Annotated in this window: 21 protein-coding genes; 12 read left to right on the plus strand and 9 right to left on the minus strand. The window is 71.3% G+C overall.

Annotated elements, in window-relative coordinates; all coding sequences use genetic code 11:
• Window positions 1-6: 6 nt before the first annotated feature.
• From IF655_RS11145 to IF655_RS11180, 8 genes are all read left to right on the plus strand, one after another.
• Window positions 7-1,848, plus strand: coding sequence for a non-ribosomal peptide synthetase (locus IF655_RS11145; RefSeq protein WP_242488667.1), 1,842 nt, complete (start codon window positions 7-9; stop codon window positions 1,846-1,848).
• The gene (locus IF655_RS11150) at window positions 1,832-3,124 is read left to right on the plus strand and encodes a cytochrome P450 (RefSeq protein WP_199584028.1); all 1,293 of its coding nucleotides are present in this window, start codon (window positions 1,832-1,834) and stop codon (window positions 3,122-3,124) included. Before IF655_RS11145 ends, IF655_RS11150 begins: the two co-directional genes overlap by 17 nt.
• A gap of 32 nt (window positions 3,125-3,156) precedes the next feature.
• Window positions 3,157-3,906, plus strand: coding sequence for a thioesterase II family protein (locus IF655_RS11155; protein ID WP_199584030.1), 750 nt, complete (start codon window positions 3,157-3,159; stop codon window positions 3,904-3,906).
• A complete protein-coding gene (locus tag IF655_RS11160) occupies window positions 3,903-4,664 on the plus strand; it encodes a thioesterase II family protein (RefSeq protein WP_199584031.1) in 762 nt (253 codons plus the stop codon). The genes IF655_RS11155 and IF655_RS11160 overlap by 4 nt, the downstream gene beginning before the upstream one ends.
• Window positions 4,665-4,738: 74 nt before the next feature.
• The gene (locus IF655_RS11165) at window positions 4,739-5,680 is read left to right on the plus strand and encodes a hypothetical protein (RefSeq protein WP_199584032.1); all 942 of its coding nucleotides are present in this window, start codon (window positions 4,739-4,741) and stop codon (window positions 5,678-5,680) included.
• Entirely contained in the window at window positions 5,677-6,618 is a 942-nt protein-coding gene (locus IF655_RS11170) for a hypothetical protein (RefSeq protein WP_199584033.1), read from the plus strand. The genes IF655_RS11165 and IF655_RS11170 overlap by 4 nt, the downstream gene beginning before the upstream one ends.
• Window positions 6,615-7,514, plus strand: a complete 900-nt coding sequence (locus tag IF655_RS11175) for a cyclopropane-fatty-acyl-phospholipid synthase family protein (RefSeq protein WP_199584034.1) — start codon at window positions 6,615-6,617, stop codon at window positions 7,512-7,514. The genes IF655_RS11170 and IF655_RS11175 overlap by 4 nt, the downstream gene beginning before the upstream one ends.
• Before the next feature lie 23 nt (window positions 7,515-7,537).
• Complete coding sequence (locus IF655_RS11180; RefSeq protein ID WP_199584035.1) at window positions 7,538-8,872, plus strand: cytochrome P450; 1,335 nt, start codon at window positions 7,538-7,540, stop codon at window positions 8,870-8,872.
• 14 nt (window positions 8,873-8,886) lie between these two features.
• Here the strand turns inward: IF655_RS11180 and IF655_RS11185 are convergent, their stop codons facing one another.
• On the minus strand, window positions 8,887-9,831 hold the full coding sequence (locus tag IF655_RS11185) for a GlxA family transcriptional regulator (protein WP_199584037.1): 945 nt from the start codon (window positions 9,829-9,831) through the stop codon (window positions 8,887-8,889).
• A gap of 88 nt (window positions 9,832-9,919) precedes the next feature.
• Here IF655_RS11185 and IF655_RS11190 point away from each other — a divergent pair, with 88 nt between their 5' ends.
• Window positions 9,920-10,858 (plus strand): NADP-dependent oxidoreductase, encoded by a 939-nt coding sequence (locus IF655_RS11190; protein ID WP_199584289.1) that lies wholly within the window; start codon window positions 9,920-9,922, stop codon window positions 10,856-10,858.
• Between the two features lie 115 nt (window positions 10,859-10,973).
• Here the strand turns inward: IF655_RS11190 and IF655_RS11195 are convergent, their stop codons facing one another.
• The 8 genes from IF655_RS11195 to IF655_RS11225 form a co-directional block, all read right to left on the minus strand.
• Entirely contained in the window at window positions 10,974-11,939 is a 966-nt protein-coding gene (locus IF655_RS11195) for an SDR family NAD(P)-dependent oxidoreductase (RefSeq protein WP_199584039.1), read from the minus strand.
• Between the two features lie 106 nt (window positions 11,940-12,045).
• Window positions 12,046-13,803 (minus strand): complex I subunit 5 family protein, encoded by a 1,758-nt coding sequence (locus IF655_RS11200; protein WP_199584041.1) that lies wholly within the window; start codon window positions 13,801-13,803, stop codon window positions 12,046-12,048.
• A complete protein-coding gene (locus IF655_RS11205; protein ID WP_199584292.1) occupies window positions 13,800-14,147 on the minus strand; it encodes a sodium:proton antiporter in 348 nt (115 codons plus the stop codon). The genes IF655_RS11200 and IF655_RS11205 overlap by 4 nt, the downstream gene beginning before the upstream one ends.
• An 8-nt stretch (window positions 14,148-14,155) precedes the next feature.
• A complete protein-coding gene (gene mbhE / locus IF655_RS11210; RefSeq protein WP_199584043.1) occupies window positions 14,156-14,938 on the minus strand; it encodes a hydrogen gas-evolving membrane-bound hydrogenase subunit E in 783 nt (260 codons plus the stop codon).
• Window positions 14,935-15,195, minus strand: a complete 261-nt coding sequence (locus IF655_RS11215; protein ID WP_199584045.1) for a DUF4040 domain-containing protein — start codon at window positions 15,193-15,195, stop codon at window positions 14,935-14,937. Before IF655_RS11215 ends, mbhE begins: the two co-directional genes overlap by 4 nt.
• A 28-nt stretch (window positions 15,196-15,223) precedes the next feature.
• On the minus strand, window positions 15,224-15,685 hold the full coding sequence (locus tag IF655_RS31115; RefSeq protein ID WP_307814905.1) for an MrpF/PhaF family protein: 462 nt from the start codon (window positions 15,683-15,685) through the stop codon (window positions 15,224-15,226).
• Entirely contained in the window at window positions 15,682-15,858 is a 177-nt protein-coding gene (locus IF655_RS31120) for a hypothetical protein (RefSeq protein ID WP_242488689.1), read from the minus strand. Before IF655_RS31120 ends, IF655_RS31115 begins: the two co-directional genes overlap by 4 nt.
• Window positions 15,859-16,137: 279 nt before the next feature.
• Entirely contained in the window at window positions 16,138-16,782 is a 645-nt protein-coding gene (locus IF655_RS11225; RefSeq protein ID WP_199584047.1) for a dihydrofolate reductase family protein, read from the minus strand.
• A 219-nt stretch (window positions 16,783-17,001) separates the two neighbouring features.
• On the opposite strand from IF655_RS11225, the gene gvpO reads away from it, so the two are divergent.
• From gvpO to IF655_RS11240, 3 genes are read left to right on the plus strand one after another with little or no spacing between them, the layout of a single operon-like run.
• Window positions 17,002-17,310, plus strand: a complete 309-nt coding sequence (gene gvpO, locus IF655_RS11230; RefSeq protein ID WP_199584049.1) for a gas vesicle protein GvpO — start codon at window positions 17,002-17,004, stop codon at window positions 17,308-17,310.
• A 25-nt stretch (window positions 17,311-17,335) separates the two neighbouring features.
• Window positions 17,336-17,770, plus strand: a complete 435-nt coding sequence (locus IF655_RS11235; protein ID WP_199584051.1) for a gas vesicle structural protein GvpA — start codon at window positions 17,336-17,338, stop codon at window positions 17,768-17,770.
• Window positions 17,771-17,773: 3 nt separating this feature from the next.
• Window positions 17,774-18,484, plus strand: coding sequence for a GvpL/GvpF family gas vesicle protein (locus IF655_RS11240; protein ID WP_199584053.1), 711 nt, complete (start codon window positions 17,774-17,776; stop codon window positions 18,482-18,484).
• Window positions 18,485-18,486: the final 2 nt, after the last annotated feature.

An 18,486-nucleotide genomic window follows, 5' to 3' on the forward strand; every position in this document is an offset into this window, starting at 1 on the left:
TCAGTGATGGGCAGCCTTCAGTCAGCTCGCTCGCCGCGCTGTGTGCACGACATGGTCGCGGAGCAGGCCGCGCGGATCCCCGAGGCGACCGCGATCAGCCACGGCGACCGCAGTCTCAGCTTCCGGCGGCTCGACGCCGACGCCGACGCCGTGGCGCGGCGGCTGCGCGCGGCCGGGGTCGGTGGCGGCAGCGTCGTCGCCGTCCTGCTCGACCGGTCGATCGACCTCATGGTCGTCCTGACCGCGATCCTCAAGGCGGGCGGCGCCTACCTGTACCTCGACCCGGCGGAGCCCGCCGAGCAGCGCGCCCGCATCCTCGACGACGCGCGCGCCCGCTTCGCCGTCGTCGACTCCGGCACCGCGCCGCTGGCCCACGGCATCGAGCACGTGCTGTCCCTCGACGACCCCGCCGAGCCCGAGTCCGCCGAGCCCGGTCTGCTGCCCGCCGCCGAGATCGGACCGGACAGCCCCGCCTACGTCTGCTACACCTCGGGCTCCACCGGCATGCCCAAGGGCGTCGTGGTCTCGCACCGCGCGATCTTCCGGCTCATCGACACCCCCGACTGGATCGACGTACGCCCCGACGACGTCTTCCTGCAGATCACCCGCGTCGGCTTCGACGTGTCGACCTTCGAGATCTGGACCTCGCTGGCCAAGGGGTGCCGCCTCGCCCTCGCCCCGTCCGGCCGGGCGGACCTGGACGAGATCGTCAAGACCATTCGCGACGAGGGCGTCACCATCCTGTGGCTGACCTCGGGTCTCTTCCACAAGATGGTCGCCCACCACCTGGACGGACTGGGCACCGTACGGCATCTCCTCGCGGGCGGCGACGTCCTCTCCCCGGACCACGTCCGCCGGGTCCTCGCCGCGCACCCGGACCTGATCTTCACCAACGGGTACGGACCGACCGAGAACACCACGTACACCACCTGCTGGACCACCCGCACCGGCAGCGACGAGGAACGCGTCCCGATCGGCACCCCCATCCACGGCACCACCGCCGCCATCCTGGACGACGCGATGCGCCCCGTCCCGCCCGGCGAATGGGGGGAACTGTGGGTCGGCGGCGACGGCGTGGCCACCGGATACCTCAACAAGCCGGGCGCCACCGCCGAGAAGTTCGTCGCCGACATCTTCGGCGCCGAACCCGGTCGCCGCATGTACCGCACCGGCGACATCGTCCGCGAACTGCCCGACGGCAACCTGGACTTCCTGTGCCGCGCCGACCGCCAGGTCAAGATCCGCGGCTACCGGGTCGAGCCCAGCACGGTCGAGACGGAACTCCTCAAGGACCCCCGGGTCGAGGAGGCGGCAGCGCTCACGCACACCGACGGCGCCGGTGACACCCGGCTGATCGCGTACGTCGCCGCGGGCGAGCTGTCCGAGGAGGAGTCCGCCGCGCTCGGCGTGCAGCTCCGCGAGAAGCTCGCGGCGGTCCTGCCCGCCCACCTGGTCCCCTGGGTGATCCTCGCCCTGCCGGAGATCCCGCTCAACGCGAACGGCAAGGTGGACCGCGGCGCCCTGCCCTCGGCCAAGATCCCGCGCAACGTGTGGAACGAGTACGTCGAACCGGCCGACGAACTGGAGCGCCGCCTGGCCGAGATCTGGAGCGAGGCGCTCGACGTCGAGCCGATCGGCTCCACCGACAACTTCTTCGAGCTCGGCGGGCACTCGCTGATGGCCGCCGAACTGCTCGCCGCTCTGCAACGCGAATTCAACGTCGATCTGCCTGCCCGGACGCTGTACCTGCGCCCGACGATCGCCGACCTCGCCGAGGGTCTGCGGCAGAGCGAGGGGCTGGGCGCACCGAAGTCAACACAGGAGGCCGAGCATGCTGCCGCTGGATGAATCAGCCGCCGGGGCTGTCACCCCGGTCGTCGGGTGCCCCGTCGTACCCGCCCAGCCGGCGCCCGGCTGCCCGGTCGGAAAAGCCGCCATGGGTCTGGCCGACCCCATGCTCTACAGCCACGGCGACTTCCATCCGCTCTGGGCCGAGCTGCGCGAGAAGGACCATCTCACCTGGCAGCAGGTCGACGACGCGAACGGCTTCTGGTCGGTGGCCAACTACCACGACGCCGACCAGGTGCTGCGCGACTCCCACACCTTCACCTCCGAGCGCGGCACCCTGCTGAACATCCTCGGCGTCGAGGACCCGGCGGGCGGGCGGCAGATCGCGGCGACCGACCCTCCCCGGCACACGATCATGCGCGCCCGGCTGCAGAAGGCCATGGCCATCAAGGCGATCGAGCGCCAGGACCAGATGATCCGCGACCTCGTCCTGGAGGTCCTGCGCCCCCTGGAGGACGGCGGTCCGTTCGACTTCGCCGAAGCCATGCTGGCGCTGCCGGTCGCCGTCGGCGGCACGTCCATGGGTCTGCCCCGGGAGGACTGGCCGCGGCTGGCCACGCTGCTCAACTCCTCCATAGCCGCCGACGACCCCGAGTACCGGCTGGAGGGCGGCACCCAGGCGACCCTCGACAACGCGCACCGCCAGTTGTTCGCCTACTTCCAGGACATCTACGGCGAGCGCCGCCGCAATCTGGGCGACGACCTCATCAGCGTCCTGATCACGACCGAGGTGGACGGCCGGCGCATGACGCCCGGCGAGGTCATGTCCAACTGCTACAGCGTGCTCCTCGGCGCCGTGGTCACCACCCCGCACTCGCCGAACTACATGATGGCCGAGCACGTGGAGGACGGGCTGCTCGAGACCTGGGCGTCCGACCTCAGCGTGACGTCCACCGCCGTGGAGGAGGCGCTGCGCGTGGCGTCCCCGGTCAGCCACTTCATGCGCTACGCCGTCAACGACACCGTGATCCGCGGCACCCGGATCAAGGCAGGCGACGCCGTGGTGGTCTGGCTCGGGTCCGCCAACCGGGACCGCGAGGTGTTCGCCGACCCCGACACCTTCGACCTGCGGCGCCGTCCGAACAAGCACGTGGCGTTCGGCATCGGCCCGCACTACTGCGTCGGCCACACCGTCGCCCGGGTCACCCTGAGGATCCTCTTCACCGAACTCCTCAGCCGGTTCACCGACTTCGCGTACGCGGGGGAGAAGTCCAGGCTCCGGTCGAACTTCATCTCCGGGTACAAGCACCTGCCGATCACCGCCCGTCTGCGCTGACCACCGCCCCTCCCGACCCTGGAGACCTGCCGATGAACCACCGCCCCTCCGGCCGGAACCCGTGGCTGCCCCACCGGCCGTCGGCCGACGCCGTAGCGCGGGTGTTCCTCATCCCCTATTCGGGATGCGGTGCCAGCATGTACCGCCAGTGGCCCCGGCACCGCGACGGGGTGGACTTCGTCCCGGTCGAACTCCCGGGCCACGAGACGCGGTTCGCCGAGCCCAACTTCACCACCTACCAGGAGCTCGCCCAGGCCATGATCCCCGGCCTGGAGGACCACCTGGACGTGCCCTTCGCCTTCTTCGGGCACTGCGGGTCCGCGCTCGCCGCCTACGAGGTCTCCGCCGAGCTCGCCCGCACCGGCAAGCCCGCCGCGTCACAGCTCTACGTCTCCTCCGAGGTCGCCCCCCAGGACGGACCCGCCGGCCGCTTCCTGTCGATGGACGACACGGAACTGACGGCCGAACTCGAAGGGCTGATGCGCAGGCTCGGCGGCAACCCCAGCCCGGACATCCTCTCCTTCTACCTGGAGATCCTGCGCGCCGACGTCGACACCAACAAGCGGTACATCGTGCCCGACCCGTTCCGGCTGCCCGGACCGATCACCGCCATCGGCTGGACCGAGGACGACGAGATCCCCTACGCCGACATGACGGGCTGGAAGAAGTGCGGCGAGACCACCGCCGTCCTGCTCGAAGGCCACCACCACAAGTTCATGGAGGCTCCCGACAGCCTCCTCGACCTGATGGCCGCCAACCTGCTGACGGCGGCGGGACGATGACCGGCACCGCGACGCCGGGGGCGAACACCGACCGCCGCTGGTTCAAGCGGTTCGGCCGCACCGGTCCCGCCGAGACCCGCCTGTTCTGCTTCCACTTCGCGGGCGGCAACACCTCGCTGTTCCGCCGGTGGCCACAGGAACTGCCGTGGTACATCGAGCCGGTGGCGGTGCAGCTCCCCGGCCGCGCCGACCGGTTCACCGAGACGCCCTACGAGCGCATGGCTCCCCTCGTCGACGATCTGATCAAGGTCATGGAGCCGCACCTCGACAAGCCGTTCGCCCTCTACGGCGTCAGCATGGGAGCTAGGGTCTCCTGGGCGCTCGCCCACGCCCTGCGCGAACGCGGACTGCCGGGACCGAAGGCGCTGTTCGTGGCGGCCAGCGTGGCGCCCGCGTGCGACAACGGCCAGTGGGAGTGGGACGGACGGGAGGACGGACTCGTCGGCTACGTGCGCGACATGGGCGGCACACCCGTCGAAGTCCTGCAGCAGCCCGAGCTGCTCGCCGGACTGCTGCCGACCCTGCGCGCCGACCTGACGGTCCTCAGCACCCACGACTTCCACCCCGAGACGCCCCTGGACATCCCGGTCCACGCGTTCGCGGGCACCGAGGACCCCGAAGCACATCCCGAACGGATGAAGGACTGGTCCCGCGAGACACGTGACCGGTTCGCTCTGACACCGGTCCCGGGCGGCCACTTCTTCGACGACGAAGGGCAGCAGCAGGTCATCCGCGTGATCGTGGACCACCTCACGTAAGACCCGCCCGGGGCAAGGGCGACAGGGCCGCCCGGGCAGCATCGGTGCGGCGAAGTCCGGCTGATAGGGGACTCATGACAACCGTCCGCCAACTCGACATGCCGTGCCCGGGCCGGGACCCCAACCCCGCCGCGCGCACGGCTGCCGGGGAGCTGCGGTCCTGGGCCGACCGGTTCGGTCTCCTCCAGGACGCGAACCGTGAGGAGATCCTGAAGCGGGCGAACCCGGCGCACGTCGCCGCCCGGCTGTATCCCGACGCGCCACCCCGTGCCCTGACGCTCGCGGCGCAATGGCTCGCCGTGAACTTCCTCGTCGACGACCTGCTCGACGCCGAGGACGACTGCGGTCGCTGTGAAGCGCTGGCGGACCATGTCGTCGCCGCCTTCGACGGCGCGACGACCACCGCGGACCCCCTGATCCCCGCGATCACCGACCTGTGGCGCCGCACCACGGTGGGACGCTCCGCGCAGTGGTGCCGCACGTTCCGGGACGACTGCGCCCTGTGGCTGTGGACCTACGCCCGCGAAGCCATCGACCGCGTGGGCGACCGGGTCCCGGGAGTCGACGAGTACCGCCGCCACCGGCGCCTGTCCTCAGGGATGCTCGTGTTCGCCGACCTGGTGGAGGTCGCCTCCGGCGTCGACCTGCCCGCCGGGGTCAGGCGGCTCGACGCCGTCCACACCCTGCGGTCCCGCACGTCCGAATACATGGGTCTGGTCAACGACCTCTACTCCATCGACAAGGAACTGGCGACGGGGCAGGTCCACAACGCCGTCCGCGTGGTCATGCACCACACGGGCGCCGACCTCGCCCGGGCTGTCGACGCGGTGGGGGAGCTGGCGTCCGCGAGCCTGCGGGCGTTCGAGGAAGCCGCCGCCGCGGCAGGCACCTCGGACGACGTCAGGCGGTGCGTAGCGGGATACCGCCTGCTCATGCGGGGCGCGGTCGACTGCTGCGGGGAGCTGGACCGCTATGCGACTCCCGCCGTCGGACCCCAGGAAGGAGCCCCGGCGTGATCACCTACCCCGAGCACTTCATGCCGTTCCCGCCGATCCCGCTCAACCCCGCCCGCGACACCTGCGAGGCACCGGTGTGGGAGTGGATCGACAGGTTCGCACTGGCCGACGACGAGGACGTGCGCCGTCTGCTGCGCCGCGCCGACCCCGCGCTGACCACGGCGCGCTACTTCCCGACGGCTGCTCCCGAACTGCTCGTCTACCTCGCCCAGTTGATGGCCTGGATCTTCGTCAACGACGATCAGTTCGACGACGGCCGCCTGGGACGGGACCCGGTCCGGGGCCGCTCCGCCCTCGACGGCCGCCTCGGTGTCCTCGACGGCGCCCCCGCCTCGGGCGCGATGGAACGGTCGCTGGCGGAACTGTGGGGACGCCTGCCCGAGGACCGCTCTCCCGCCTGGTACACGACCTTCCGCCAGGACCTCGGCGCGTTCCTGCTCACCTACGGCGTCGAGTTCGACGAACGGAGCAGAGGGCGGATACCCACCCTCGACACCTATCTCGCCCACCGCCGCGACACCGCGGGCACGCGCTGGTGCGCCGACCTCATGGAGGTCGCCGTCGGTGTCGATCTCCCCGCGGACGTGCGCCGCCTGCCCGCCTACGGGGCGCTCAAGGACGCCGCCGCCGAGCACTGCGGACTGTTCAACGACATCTACTCGGTCGGCAAGGAGCTGGCCTCCGAACAGATCCACAACGCGGTGCGCGTGGTGATGCACCACGAGGGCACGTCCCTGGGCGACGCGCTCAGCGCGGTGAACGACCTGGCGACCGACCGGGTGAGCGCCTTCGAGAGCGCGGCGCGGGCGCTGCCCCGCTCCACCGGGACCGACCGGTGGATCACGGGCGTACGCCACCTGGTCAGAGGCAACTTCGACTGGCACTTCGAGTCCGAACGCTATCGCGGCGACCTCAACACCATCGGAGACATGACGTGACAACCACCAACGCAGGCTTCGACGTCATCACCGGCCTCGCGGACGACCCGTACCAGTCCCGGGTCGAAGCCGTCTACCGGGACGATCCGGCGATGTGGCGCACCGCGATCGGCGGCGACCTGTGGTTCCAGTTCGGCCTCTACGACGGTGACGACGACGCCTCGCTCGACCAGGCGGGGGAGCGCTACTTCGCCCGGCAGCTCGACCTCGCCGGACTGCCGGAGGGCGCCCCGGTCGGCCGGATCCTCGACGTCGGCTTCGGCTGGGGCACCACCCTGCTGCACATGGCCAGGCGATACCCGGATTGCCCGCGCATCGACGGGGTCAACATCAGCGGTCCGCAGGTGGAGTACACGGCCGACCGCCTGGCGCGAGCCGGTGTCGCCGACCGGGTGCGGCTCTACCAGTGCAACGCCCAGGACCTCGAGCAGATACCCGACCGCGAGCCACCGTACGACCTGGTGGTGCTCCGCGGCAGCATCGGTCATCTGACGCCGTCCACCCTCGAAGCCGCGATGAAGGCGATCTCGGTGCGTACGGCGGACAACGCCGTCGTGGTGATCTCCGAGACCCTCTACAACATCCCGCTCGGCGACTACCAATCGATGATCCCCGACGAGGTGGACCGGCTGGCCTGCGGACACCGCAAGACGCTCGCCCAGTTGGTCGAGGTGCTGGAGCGCAACTCCTTCGCCGTACGCGACCTGCAGGAGCTGCCGTCCGGTCCCGAGGCGATCCGCTGGCTGAACGAGATCAAAGCCAATATCGACCGCGACGACGCCCTGCCCGGACACCGCCCCTTCGCCGAGATGCGGGACGTCGCCGTCAACCTGTCGGCCGCGCTGCGCGCGGGCAAGGCGTCCATCTACAGCGTCGTCGCACGACGCCTCCCCTGACCGTTCCACCGAAGGAGTCCGGCATGACCACAGCGACCTTCACCAGCGGAACGGCACCGGGCGCCCTCCCCCTCGTGGGCCACGGACTGCGACTGCGCGGGCAACTGTTCGAGTTCCTCGAATCGCTGCCCCACCACGGCGACGTCGTCGAGATCAAACTCGGCACCCAGCCCGCCTACGTGGTCTGCCACCCGGATCTCGTCCGGCAGGTACTGATCGACGACCGCACCTTCGAAAAGGGGGGTCCGCAGATCGAGAAGCTGCGCGAGCTGATCGGCTGGGGGCTCGCCACCTCGCCGCACGACTCCCACCGCCGACAGCGGCGACTCGTGCAGCCCGCCTTCCAGAAGGAGCGGATGGCGACCTACGCCGACATCATCGGTGAGGAGATCGACGCCACCTCCCACTCCTGGACGGACGGCCTCACCACCGATGTGCAGCGTGACATGTACCGGTTCTCGGTCCGCACCACCGTGCGGACCCTGTTCGCCGCCGACATGAGCGTCGAACGCGTCGACGAGCTGCGCCGGTGCATCGACACGGCATTCGAAGGCGTGTACAAGCGCGTGCTCGCGCCGCTCGGTCTGAAGGAAAAGCTCCCGCTGCCCTCCAACCGCCGCTACACGACCGCGCTCGCGACCATCGTCTCCATGCTGGACGAGGTCATCGAGCAGAACCTGGCGGCGCCCGAGGACAGCGGTGACATGCTCAGCGGACTCACCGCCGCCCGGCACAACGGCGACAAGCTGTCGGCCCAGGAACTGCGCGACAGCGGGCTCACGGTGCTGATCGGCGGCTCCGACACGACGTCGTCGCTGCTGACCTGGACCCTGCACCTGCTGGGGCAGCACCCCGACATCGCACGGCGGGTGCAGGAGGAGTCCGACGAGATCCTCGCGGGGCGCACCGCGACCTGGGACGACATGGCCAGGCTCCCCTACATGAACCGCGTGGTGATGGAGTCGCTGCGGCTGTATCCGCCGGTGCCGCTCCTCACCCGCGAGACCACCCGGGACACCGAACTCGGCGGCCGTCGCATCCCCGCGGGCGCCACCGTCATCTACAGCGCCTACCTGATGCACCGTCGCCCCGAACTCTTCGACGACCCCGAGCGGTTCGACCCCGACCGCTGGGCGGAGGGCGCGGCGACGCCGTGCCGGGGCGCGTACGTCCCCTTCGGTCTCGGCGCCCGGCAGTGCGTCGGCAACGACTTCGCCACCATGCGGGGCGTCCTCGCGCTCTCCACCTTCCTCGGCCGCTGGAATTTCAAGCCCGCGCCCAACGCCCCGGTGCGCCTCGCCCCGACCAGTACGGTCATCCATCCCGTGCGTCTGATGATGGAGCTGCGGGCGCGGTGACCGAAGCGGGCGCGCTACGCCACCCCCCGGAACGTCCGCCGGTACGCCCCCGGTGTCACACCGATCGTCGCGTGCAGGTGCTCCCGTAGGGACGTGCCCGTGGCGAAGCCGACCTGGGTGGCGATGTCGTCCACCGGGAGGTCGGTGGTCTCCAGGAGGTGGCGGGCGCGGTCGAGGCGCCGTTGGATCAGCCAGCGGCCCGGACTCGTGCCGACCTCCTCGGTGAAGCGGCGGGCGAAGGTGCGGACGCTCATGCGGGCGTGGCTGGCCAGGTGCGCGAGGGACAGCGGTTCGTGGAGGTGTTCCAGCGCCCACTGGCGGGTGGCCGAGGTGCCGTTGGCGGGCTCCTCGGGCACCGGGCGGCGGATGTACTGCGCCTGACCGCCGTCCCGCCACGGCGGGACGACACACGCGCGGGCCACCTCGTTGGCGACGGCGGCACCGTGGTCCTTCCGGACGACGTGCAGGCATACGTCGACACCGGAGGCGGCGCCCGCCGAGGTGAGGATGTCGCCGTCGTCCACGAAGAGGACGTCCGGGTCGAGGGCCACCCGCGGGTACCAGGCGCGGAAGGTGTCCGCGAGCGCCCAGTGGGTGGTGGCCGGACGGCCGTCGAGCCGTCCGTCGGCGGCGAGGACGAAGGCGCCGGTGCAGATGGAGACGATCCGCGCTCCGGACGGTACGGCCGCGAGTGCCTCGCCGGTCTTCGGGGACAGCTCGCGGGTGAGACGGCCGAGGTCGAACGGGGGCAGGACCACCGTGTCGGCCGTGGCCAGCGCCTCGGCTCCGTGGCCGACCGTGACCGAGAAGTCGGAGTTGGTGGCGACGGGACCGCCGTCGGCCGAGCAGGTCAGCACCTCGTAGCGGCTCCCGGCCGAACCGAAGACCCGGCTGGGGATGCCCAGCTCGAAGGGGTACACCCCGTCGAGGGCGAGAACGACGACACGGTGAGCGGTCATTGGCACGATCCCGTTGAAAGATGGCTTTCATGCCATGGTACGCGGGGGCGGCTCCGGCGAACCTGGACGTATGACGAATCACCCCACCATGCGCGCCATCAGCCAGGACGAGTACGGCACCCCCGAGGTCCTCAAGGAGACCGAGCTGCCCCGCCCCGAGCCGGGACCGAGCGAGATCCTGGTCTCCGTCCGCGCCGCAGGTCTCAACCCGACCGACTGGAAGCACCGCGCCCACCGCGTCTTCCTCGACCGGCTCCCCCTCGTCCTCGGCTGGGACGTCTCCGGTGTCGTGGAGGCGGTCGGCTACGGCGTGACCCTCTTCAAGCCCGGCGACGAGGTCTTCGGGATGCTGCCCTACCCGCACGGCGTCGGCGCCCACGCCGAGTACGTCACCGGCCCCGCCCGCGCCTTCACGCACAAGCCCGCCTCGATCGACCACGTCCAGGCGGGGGCGCTGCCGCTGGCCGCGCTCACGGCGTGGCAGGCGCTCGTGGACACCGCGCGAGTCCAGCCCGGTCAGCGGGTGTTGGTGCACGCCGCCGCCGGTGGGGTCGGGCACCTCGCCGTACAGATCGCCAAGTCCCTCGGGGCGTACGTGATCGGCACGGCGAGCGCGCCGAAGCACGAGTTCCTCCGGTCGCTCGGCGCGGACGAGGTGATCGACTACCGATCCGTGGACTTCCGCGACGCCGTGCGGGACGTGGACGTGGTGCTGGACCCCCTCTCCGGTGACACACGCGGACGATCGCTCGACGTCCTGCGCCCCGGTGGCGTACTCGTCTCGCTCCTGCCCGGCACCGACCCGGAGGAGGGCGCGAAGGCCGAGGCGCGTGGGGTGCGGGTGGAGACGCTGCTCGTGGAGGCGGACCAGGCGGGGATGAAGGCGATCGCCGAAATGGCGGCTTCCGGCGCGCTGCGCGCCCACATCGAGGAGGTCTTCCCGCTGGCGGAGGCGGCGAAGGCGCACGCGCTGGGGGAGACGGATCGTACGACCGGCAAGATCGTGCTGGTGGTTGACGCGCCCTGACGGGGCGGACGGGGTCGACAGGGCTGACGGGGTCGGCGGGTTCCAGGGGGACGCTCCGGCTCGCGTCGGCGGTGGGATGCGCCACCGCCGACGCGAGCCGGAGTCGTACCGGGGACTACTTCGCGAACGCGTTCACGCCCGTCAGCTCCGCCGACAGCTCCCACAGCCGTGCCGCCTGCCCGGGGTCGGTGGCCCAGGGCTTCACTCCCGCCCAGGTGCCGTCCTCGGGGGCGGGTTCGGCGATGTCGCAGTCCTCCAGGTACAGACCGCCGAGGGCGTCGAGCCGCGGGGAGGTGGCGGCCCAGACCTGGGTGGCGGCGCCCTGCTCGGGGGTCTTGAAGCCGGAGGGGTTCACGGGGTTGCCCTGTTCGTCGATCCAGCCGCGCTCGACCATCTCCTCCTTGGCGAGGTGGCGCTGGAGCGGGGTCATGATCCCGCCCGGGTGGAGGGAGAAGGCGCGGACGCCCGAGTCCCGTCCGAGCGTGTCGAGGTGGAGGGCGAAGAGGGCGTTCGCCGTCTTCGCCTGGCCGTACGCCTGCCACTTGTCGTAGCCCTCGGTCCACTGGACGTCGTCCCAGCGGATGGGGGAGAGGTGGTGGCCGCGCGAGGAGACCGAGACCACCCGCGCGCCGCCCTCCGCGAGCGCCGGCCACAGGCGGTTCACCAGGGCGAAGTGACCGAGGTGGTTGGTGGCGAACTGGGTCTCCCAGCCCGGTCCCACCCGGGTCTCCGGGCACGCCATGATCCCGGCGTTGTCGATCAGGATGTCGACGCCGCGACCGGAGGCGAGAAACCGCTCGGCGAACCCCCGTACGCTCTCCAGATCACCGAGGTCCAGCTCGTCCACCTCGACGCCGTCGAGGTCCGCCAGCGCCTCTCGCGCGACGTCGGGACGCCGCGCCGGTACGACGACATGCGCCCCCGCCTTCGTCAGCGCCCGCGTCGTCTCCAGACCGAGACCCGAGTAGCCCCCGGTGACGATCGCGAGCTTCCCGGCGAGGTCGATACCCCGCAGAACCTCGTCGGCGGTGCTGTCGGCGCCGAAACCCGAACCGATCTTGTGCTGTGCAGGTGTGGTCATGCCCGGAACGCTACGAATTGGAGTGCGCTCGAAGTCAAGCGGGACACCCGGAATTCAGGACACCGGGTACCTGCTCCTGGCCCTCACGCCCCTACGCCTTACTCCCTCACCCCGGCAACGCCAGCACCGCCACCACCACCGTCCCCACCACCAGCCACGCCACATAGTCCCCGATGTGCCCGGAGTGCAGTCGGCGCAGGGGGGTCGTCCACGTGTGGAGGCGGGAGGAGACGGGGTGGGTCACCGCCCAGGTCGCCAGGGTGGCGGCGAGGGCGGAGGAGAGCAGGTCGAGGAGGACGCCGGGGAGGGTCCATTCCGGTGGCGGGGCGGGGGTGGAGCCCAGCATTTCGTCCACCGCGTGGCCCACCGACTCCGCCACCGAGGGGAACACCCCGACGGCCAATGAACCCGCGAGGAGCGCGATCGGTACCGTCAGCATGGTGTCGGGGAGGCGGCGCAGCGGGCCGGCTGTCTCCGGTTCCTCGTGCTCGCCCGTCGTCTCGGGTTCCTCGGTCCGCTCGTCCGGGGGTTTCTTGCCCAGACCGCCGAAGACGCGGGCGGCGACGCGGAGGACCGCGCCGCCCGTCACCGCCGAGACGAGCACGAAGACGGCGGTGAGCGCGGGGCCCGCCGACTCCTCCGTGAGCGCCTTGCCGAGACCGGTGCCGAACGGCGGGAGACCCGCCAGGGCGAGACCGCCCACCGTGAAGACGCCGGTCATCACGGGCAGTTCGCGGGCGCGGCCGTGGAGTTCGTGTTCGTCGACGCTGCCGTAGCGGGAGAGCAGGACGCCCGTGGCGGCGAACAGGGCCGCTTTGACGCCGACATGGCCGAGGACGTACACCGCCGTGCCGGTGGTGGAGGCGGGGGTGAGCAGTCCGATGCCGGTGAGGAAGAGACCGGTGTGGGCGACGGTCGAGTAGGCGAGGAGGCGTTTGACGTGGCGCTGGAGCCAGCACATCAGGGCGCCGACGAGGGCGGTGAGGACGCCGAGGGCGATCAGGGTGTGGCGGGTGTCGGGGGCGGGGATGCCGCCGGGACCGGAGAAGACGAACCAGTACACGCGGGCCACGCCGTACACGCCCAGCTCGACCATCACGCCGGACAGCAGCATGCACACCGGGGTGGGGGCGACCGCGTGCGCGTCCGGGAGCCAGAAGTGGAACGGTACGGCTGCCGCCTTGACCAGCAGCCCGGTCAGGATCAGGGCGAAGGCGGCCAGGACCAGGGCGTCGGCTCGACCCTGGGCGTCCAGGCGGTCGCCGATGGCGCGCATGCCGAGTTCGCCGGTGCGGGCGTAGAGCAGGGCGATGCCGAGGAGCAGGAGGTAGGCGCCGAGGGAGTTGATCACGCCGAAGGTGAGGGCGCCCTGGACGGCCTTGGGGTCCTCGACGCGGTAGCCGGTCAGGGCGTACGCGACGACGCTCATCAGCTCGAAGAACACGAACGCGTTGAACAGGTCCCCGGTGAGCACGAAGCCGCACATGCCCGCCTGGAACAGCAGGATCAGCGCGGGGAACGTGCCCGCGTGCCGGTGCGGCGGCTCGTCGAAGTACCGCCAGGAATAGGCGAGTACGGCCACCACCAGCAGGGACACCGTGGCCGCGAGACCCAACGGCAGCGGACCCGCCCGCAGGACGATGCCGACGCCCCGGCCGTCCGGGCCCGGGGTCCAGCCGCCCACCCACTCCGTCCGCGGCGGGGTGACCCCGAGCAGCAGCCACAGCACGAGCGCCGCCGTGCCCGCCGCGAAGGCCACGCCCACCCCCTCGGCGACCAGCCGGGGCAGACCGCGCCCGGCGACGACCAGCAGCGCGGCGCCCAGCAGGGGAAACGCCACGACCAGGGGCAGCAGGGCGCTCACCCGCGCAGTCCGGACAGCTCGTCGGGATCGACCGTGCCGTGCCGTTTGCCGACCTGGATCACCAGCGCCAGCAGCAGTGCCGTCACCGTGGCGCCCACCACCACGTCGGTCAGACACAGCGCCTGGACGACGGGGTCCACCAGCGGGCGGGAGCCGGGCTTGAGGTCCGAGTGCACGGGCGCGGTGCCGTTGTGGCGGTAGCCCACGGAGAGCAGCAGCACATAGGTGGCGGACTGGCACACCGTCAGGCAGCCGATGGTGTGGATCAGAGTGCGGCTGGTCGCCAGACCCACACAGCCGACGACGAGGAGATAGGCGGCGACCACATAGGGGAAGACCGCCATGAAGCCCGTCATGTGCTCTCGTCCCCCTCTGTCGAGCCCTCCGTCGAACCCTCTGCCGAGCCCTCCGTCGGGCGGATCTCCACCGCCTGGTCCAGGAAGCGCGCCAGCAGCACCACCACCGCGCTCGCGACCTCCATGCCGATCGCCGCGTTCAGGATCGGCACGGTGCCGCCCGAGGTGAGCGTGTTGAACGTGCCGTAGGGCAGCACGTTGGCCAGGAAGGCGCCGCCCACGAGCAGACCCGCGAGACCGGTCACGACGTAGCAGCCCTCCGCCGCCGCGTCCGCGATCTCGTACATGCCGACGGGGCGCACGCGCTCCAGGGCGCGGTAGTCCACCGCGATGTACAGCAGATGCAGCGCCGTCGCCACGACCACGCCGCCCTGGAAGCCGCCGCCGGGGCTCAACTGGCCGTGCGCGACGACGTAGAGACCGATCAGGAGGGTGACGGGGAGCGTGAGGAGGGCGTAGCGGCGGACCGGGCGTGCCACGCGTACCGGCGCGGGGCGCACCTCGCGTTCGCCGCGTGTCTGGCGGAGCAGCGCGACCGTGCCCAGCACCGCCGCGAACAGGATGCTCTCCTCGCCGAGGGTGTCGAAGGCGCGCTGGTCGAAGTTGACGGCGGCGACCACGTTGGCGGTGTGCCGGTCGAGCGCCGCCCGGGTGGCAAGCTCGCCGTACGGGTGCCAGGTGCCGCCGAAGGCGGGCAGCCGCAGACAGGCGGCGACCAGCAGCGCGGCGAGCCCCGCGAGACCGGCGCCGAGCACCCACAGCCGCAGCCGCCGGCTCATCCGGACCCCTCCCGGTCCCGCCCGCGCCGACGCACCTTGCGCGCGGTCAGCAGGATCAGCAGCGGCGTCAGCACGGCGCCCACCGCGAGCTGCGACAGGGCCACGTCCGGCGCCTGGAGCACGGTGAACAGCACGGCAAGCGCCAGCCCGAGCAGCGAAAGCACCAGGCACTGCCGAACGGGGTCGCGGGTCGCGACGGCGGCGGTGGCGGTCCCGGCGACCAGGACGAGACTCAGTACGACCAGGGCGTCATTCATGTGGGTGCGCTCTCATCCGCGTCCGCTCTCATCCGCGTTCAGCCTCCTCCGGCTCGCCGCCGCCCAGCGCGACGGACGCGATCACGTTCCCGGCGATCAGCAGCGCCCCGATCACGAGCAGCTTCCCCATGGCGCGGCTGGGCCCGGTCGCCACGCACAGCGGTACGACCACCACCACGGTGAGGACCGCCGACGCGAACGCGGTACCCCGCACCTTCGGCGGATCGCGCTCCAGGTCCGCGGCGAGCAGACGGGCGTACACGAGGGTGCCCGCGGGACCCAGGACCGAGAGGACCAGCGCCAGATCGACGTACGACGGGCGCCCGTACCCCTGCGCGAGCAGCAGGAAGACCAGGCAGACCACCAGCGTGGCCGTGTTCTGCGCGGTGACCCGGCGGCGCGGCGGGCCGGTGGCGACGCCCACGGCCGCCGCGCCGAGACCGAGGGCGAGCAGGGCGAACGCGGCGGCGAGCCACGGCCAGGAGGTCACCGGGTGCCCACCGCCCGCCGTGCGGCGCACGCCGCGAGGGCGCCGAGCGCGGCGGCCGTTGAACCGACCGTCAGCTCCGCGCCGTCGACGGGTCCGATGAACAGCAGCCACAGCGCGGCGAGCACCACCCACCAGCCGAGGAACTCGGCGACCGCGACCGCTCCCGCCCTCACCCGTCCTCCTCCCGGCCGCCGCGCGGCGCGCCCGGACCGTCGTCGGCACCGGCGTCGGCGCGCCGTCCCGCACGCCGTCCAGCGCGCCGGGCGCTCGCCACGCGGTACCCGGACGCATCGCCATGAAACCACCGCGCCGGGAACGATCACCGGAGCCACGGCGGGGGCGCGTGCGACGCGGGCGGGCGGCGGCTCGGGCGGCGCGTGCGGCTTCCGCCGGAACAGCGGGAGCTGCTTCCGCCGGAGCACCGAGCGCCGCCTCCGCCGCAGCCGCCCGCGCTACTTCCGCCAGAACAGGTGGTGTGTCACGCCGCTCGGGCTCGGTACGACGTCCATGTGGAAGCGGTCGAGGAGGTCGTCGGGCGAGTCCCACAGGCGCAGTCCGTGGTCGAGCTTCATGGGCGAGACCACCACGTGGAGCGTGTCGACCAGGTCGGCGTCGAGGAACTGCCGGATGGTCGAGACGCCGCCGCCGAGCCGGACGTCCTTGCCCTGCGCGGCTTCCTTCGCCTGCGCGAGGACCGTCGCCGGGTCGCCCGAGACGAAGTGGAACGTGGTGTCCGAGAGCGTCAGCGGGGGACGCTCGTGGTGCGTCAGCACGAAGACGGGGGTGTGGAACGGGGGTTCGTCGCCCCACCAGCCGCGCCACTCGTCGCCCTGCCACGGACCGCGTACGGGACCGAACTTGTTGCGGCCCATGATCTCGGCGCCGATGTTGCGCGGGTAGTCCCGGGTCATGTAGTCGTCCAGACCCCGGCTGCCGCCGGGCTCGGTCCGCATGGGCCAGCTCGCCGTCGCCCCTGCCCAGGCGAACAGCCGCCCCGGATCGACATGGCCGAACGGCCGTTCAAGGGTCTGGTCCTCCCCGGCGCCGATCCCGTCGCTCGAGACGTTGAAGTTCTGGACCCGCAGCAGTTGAGTCATGTGTTTCCTTCCATGGCAGAAGCGGAAGCCGACGTCGGCGCCGTGCCGACGGGGCTTTGACCGTGTGGAACGACGAAAGTCATCGGGTGGGTACGCAGCCCGTCTCCGTACACCCGAGCAGACGCGAGGCATACGTGAGAGTCGCACGGGCACGCGAAGCAGAAGTCGTAGAGGACGGATGAAGACCGTCTTCAAGAAAGCTTCCGGCGGGCGGAGTTCATGAGCAGCAGCGACGACGAAAGCCAGAAGGACGGCAAGGGCGCGGAGGAGCGGCTGGACCTGCCGACGGTCGTCAGCCGGGCGGGCAGTCAGCTCTCCGCGTTGCTGCAACGCGAGGCGGGCGCCGTCTCGGCGGTGCGGGCCACCGACGACGGATGGTCCGCGGAAGTCGAGGTGGTCGAGCTGGAAAGGGTGCCGGACACCATGAGCGTCATGGCGTCCTACCGCATCGAACTCGACCACCGCGGCCGCCTCCTCGGGTACGAACGGCTGCGCCGTTACGCCAGGGGCCAGATCGACCGCCGTTGAACGAACCGACGGAAAGGAGCTCACCATGACACTCGTCCAACAGAGCAGTACCACCTCCGGGGGCAGCGGATCGGGAAATCTCTACGACGTCCTCGAACTCATCCTCGACCGAGGGCTCGTGATCGACGCGTTCGTGCGCGTCTCGCTGGTCGGCATCGAGATCCTGAAGATCGACGTACGGGTCGTCGTCGCCAGCGTGGACACCTATCTCCGCTTCGCCGAGGCGTGCAACCGCCTCGACCTGGAGTCGGGCCGCAAGGCGCCGAGCCAACTGACCGATCTCGTGGGCGACATGACCGAGAGCGGGGCGAAGGGGAAGTCGAAAGGAGCGCTGACCGGAGCGGTCGAGGCGTTCACCGACTCCCTCCAGGGCAAGAGCGACGAGCCCGAGGAGGAGCCGCGCAAGCGCCCGGCCCGCAAGTCGACGTCCAGCCGCCAGTCGTCCCGCCGCGAGGAGTGAGAAGTGCCCACCTACGTCTACGGCATCACGGGTGCCGACCATCCCCTGCACCTCGACGACGTACGGGGTGTCGGTGAACCCCCGGCCGAGCTGCGGACGGTACGCACCGACACGCTCACCGCGGTGGTCAGCGACGCGCCCGAGGGGCTGCGCGCCAAGCGGCGTGACGTCCGCGCCCACCAGGGGGTCCTGGAGGCGCTGATGGCCGACGGGGCGACGCTCCCCATGCGCTTCGGACTCCTCGCGCCGGACGACGACCAGGTCGCGGCGGCGCTGGACGCGGAGAGCGACGGCTACCGCAACCGGCTGGCCCAGCTCGACGGTCAGGTGGAGTACCACCTGCGGGTCGTCCGCGACGAGGACGACCTGCTGCGCGAGATCGTCAACACCTCCGACCGCGTACGGGAGTTGCGTCAGCGGACGCTGGCCGACCCCAACGCCCACGACGAGCGGATCGCCCTCGGCGAGACGGTCTCCCACGAGGTGGAGGCCCGCCGTGCCGCCGAGGCACGGACGCTCTCCGACGCACTGGCACCCACCGCGACCAGCGTGTCCCCGGGCGAGTCCGGCACCGACGTCCTCAGCGTGTCGTTCCTCGTCGAGGACGCGAAGGCGGACACGTTCGTCCAGGCAGTGCAGCGCGAGGCCGAACGGCTCGGTGACGCCTACACGTTCACCCTCACCGGCCCGCTGCCGCCGTACAGCTTCGTCTGACC

Origin of the sequence: Streptomyces sp. DSM 110735 (assembly GCF_016482685.1) — a bacterium.
In the GTDB taxonomy this organism is placed as follows: Bacteria; Actinomycetota; Actinomycetes; order Streptomycetales; family Streptomycetaceae; genus Streptomyces.

Bases quoted from the DNA above. Each gene is read 5' to 3' on its own strand.
- IF655_RS11195 (WP_199584039.1), bottom strand. From the start codon at position 11,939: ATGACCACACCTGCACAGCACAAGATCGGTTCGGGTTTCGGCGCCGAC.
- IF655_RS11235 (WP_199584051.1), top strand. From the start codon at position 17,336: ATGACACTCGTCCAACAGAGCAGTACCACCTCCGGGGGCAGCGGATCG.
- IF655_RS11160 (WP_199584031.1), top strand. From the start codon at position 3,903: ATGACCGGCACCGCGACGCCGGGGGCGAACACCGACCGCCGCTGGTTC.
- IF655_RS11185 (WP_199584037.1), bottom strand. From the start codon at position 9,831: ATGACCGCTCACCGTGTCGTCGTTCTCGCCCTCGACGGGGTGTACCCC.
- IF655_RS11145 (WP_242488667.1), top strand. From the start codon at position 7: ATGGGCAGCCTTCAGTCAGCTCGCTCGCCGCGCTGTGTGCACGACATG.
- IF655_RS11190 (WP_199584289.1), top strand. From the start codon at position 9,920: ATGCGCGCCATCAGCCAGGACGAGTACGGCACCCCCGAGGTCCTCAAG.
- IF655_RS11215 (WP_199584045.1), bottom strand. From the start codon at position 15,195: ATGAATGACGCCCTGGTCGTACTGAGTCTCGTCCTGGTCGCCGGGACC.
- IF655_RS11205 (WP_199584292.1), bottom strand. From the start codon at position 14,147: ATGGCGGTCTTCCCCTATGTGGTCGCCGCCTATCTCCTCGTCGTCGGC.
- mbhE (WP_199584043.1), bottom strand. From the start codon at position 14,938: ATGAGCCGGCGGCTGCGGCTGTGGGTGCTCGGCGCCGGTCTCGCGGGG.
- IF655_RS11165 (WP_199584032.1), top strand. From the start codon at position 4,739: ATGACAACCGTCCGCCAACTCGACATGCCGTGCCCGGGCCGGGACCCC.
- IF655_RS11150 (WP_199584028.1), top strand. From the start codon at position 1,832: ATGCTGCCGCTGGATGAATCAGCCGCCGGGGCTGTCACCCCGGTCGTC.
- IF655_RS11180 (WP_199584035.1), top strand. From the start codon at position 7,538: ATGACCACAGCGACCTTCACCAGCGGAACGGCACCGGGCGCCCTCCCC.
- IF655_RS11155 (WP_199584030.1), top strand. From the start codon at position 3,157: ATGAACCACCGCCCCTCCGGCCGGAACCCGTGGCTGCCCCACCGGCCG.
- IF655_RS11225 (WP_199584047.1), bottom strand. From the start codon at position 16,782: ATGACTCAACTGCTGCGGGTCCAGAACTTCAACGTCTCGAGCGACGGG.
- gvpO (WP_199584049.1), top strand. From the start codon at position 17,002: ATGAGCAGCAGCGACGACGAAAGCCAGAAGGACGGCAAGGGCGCGGAG.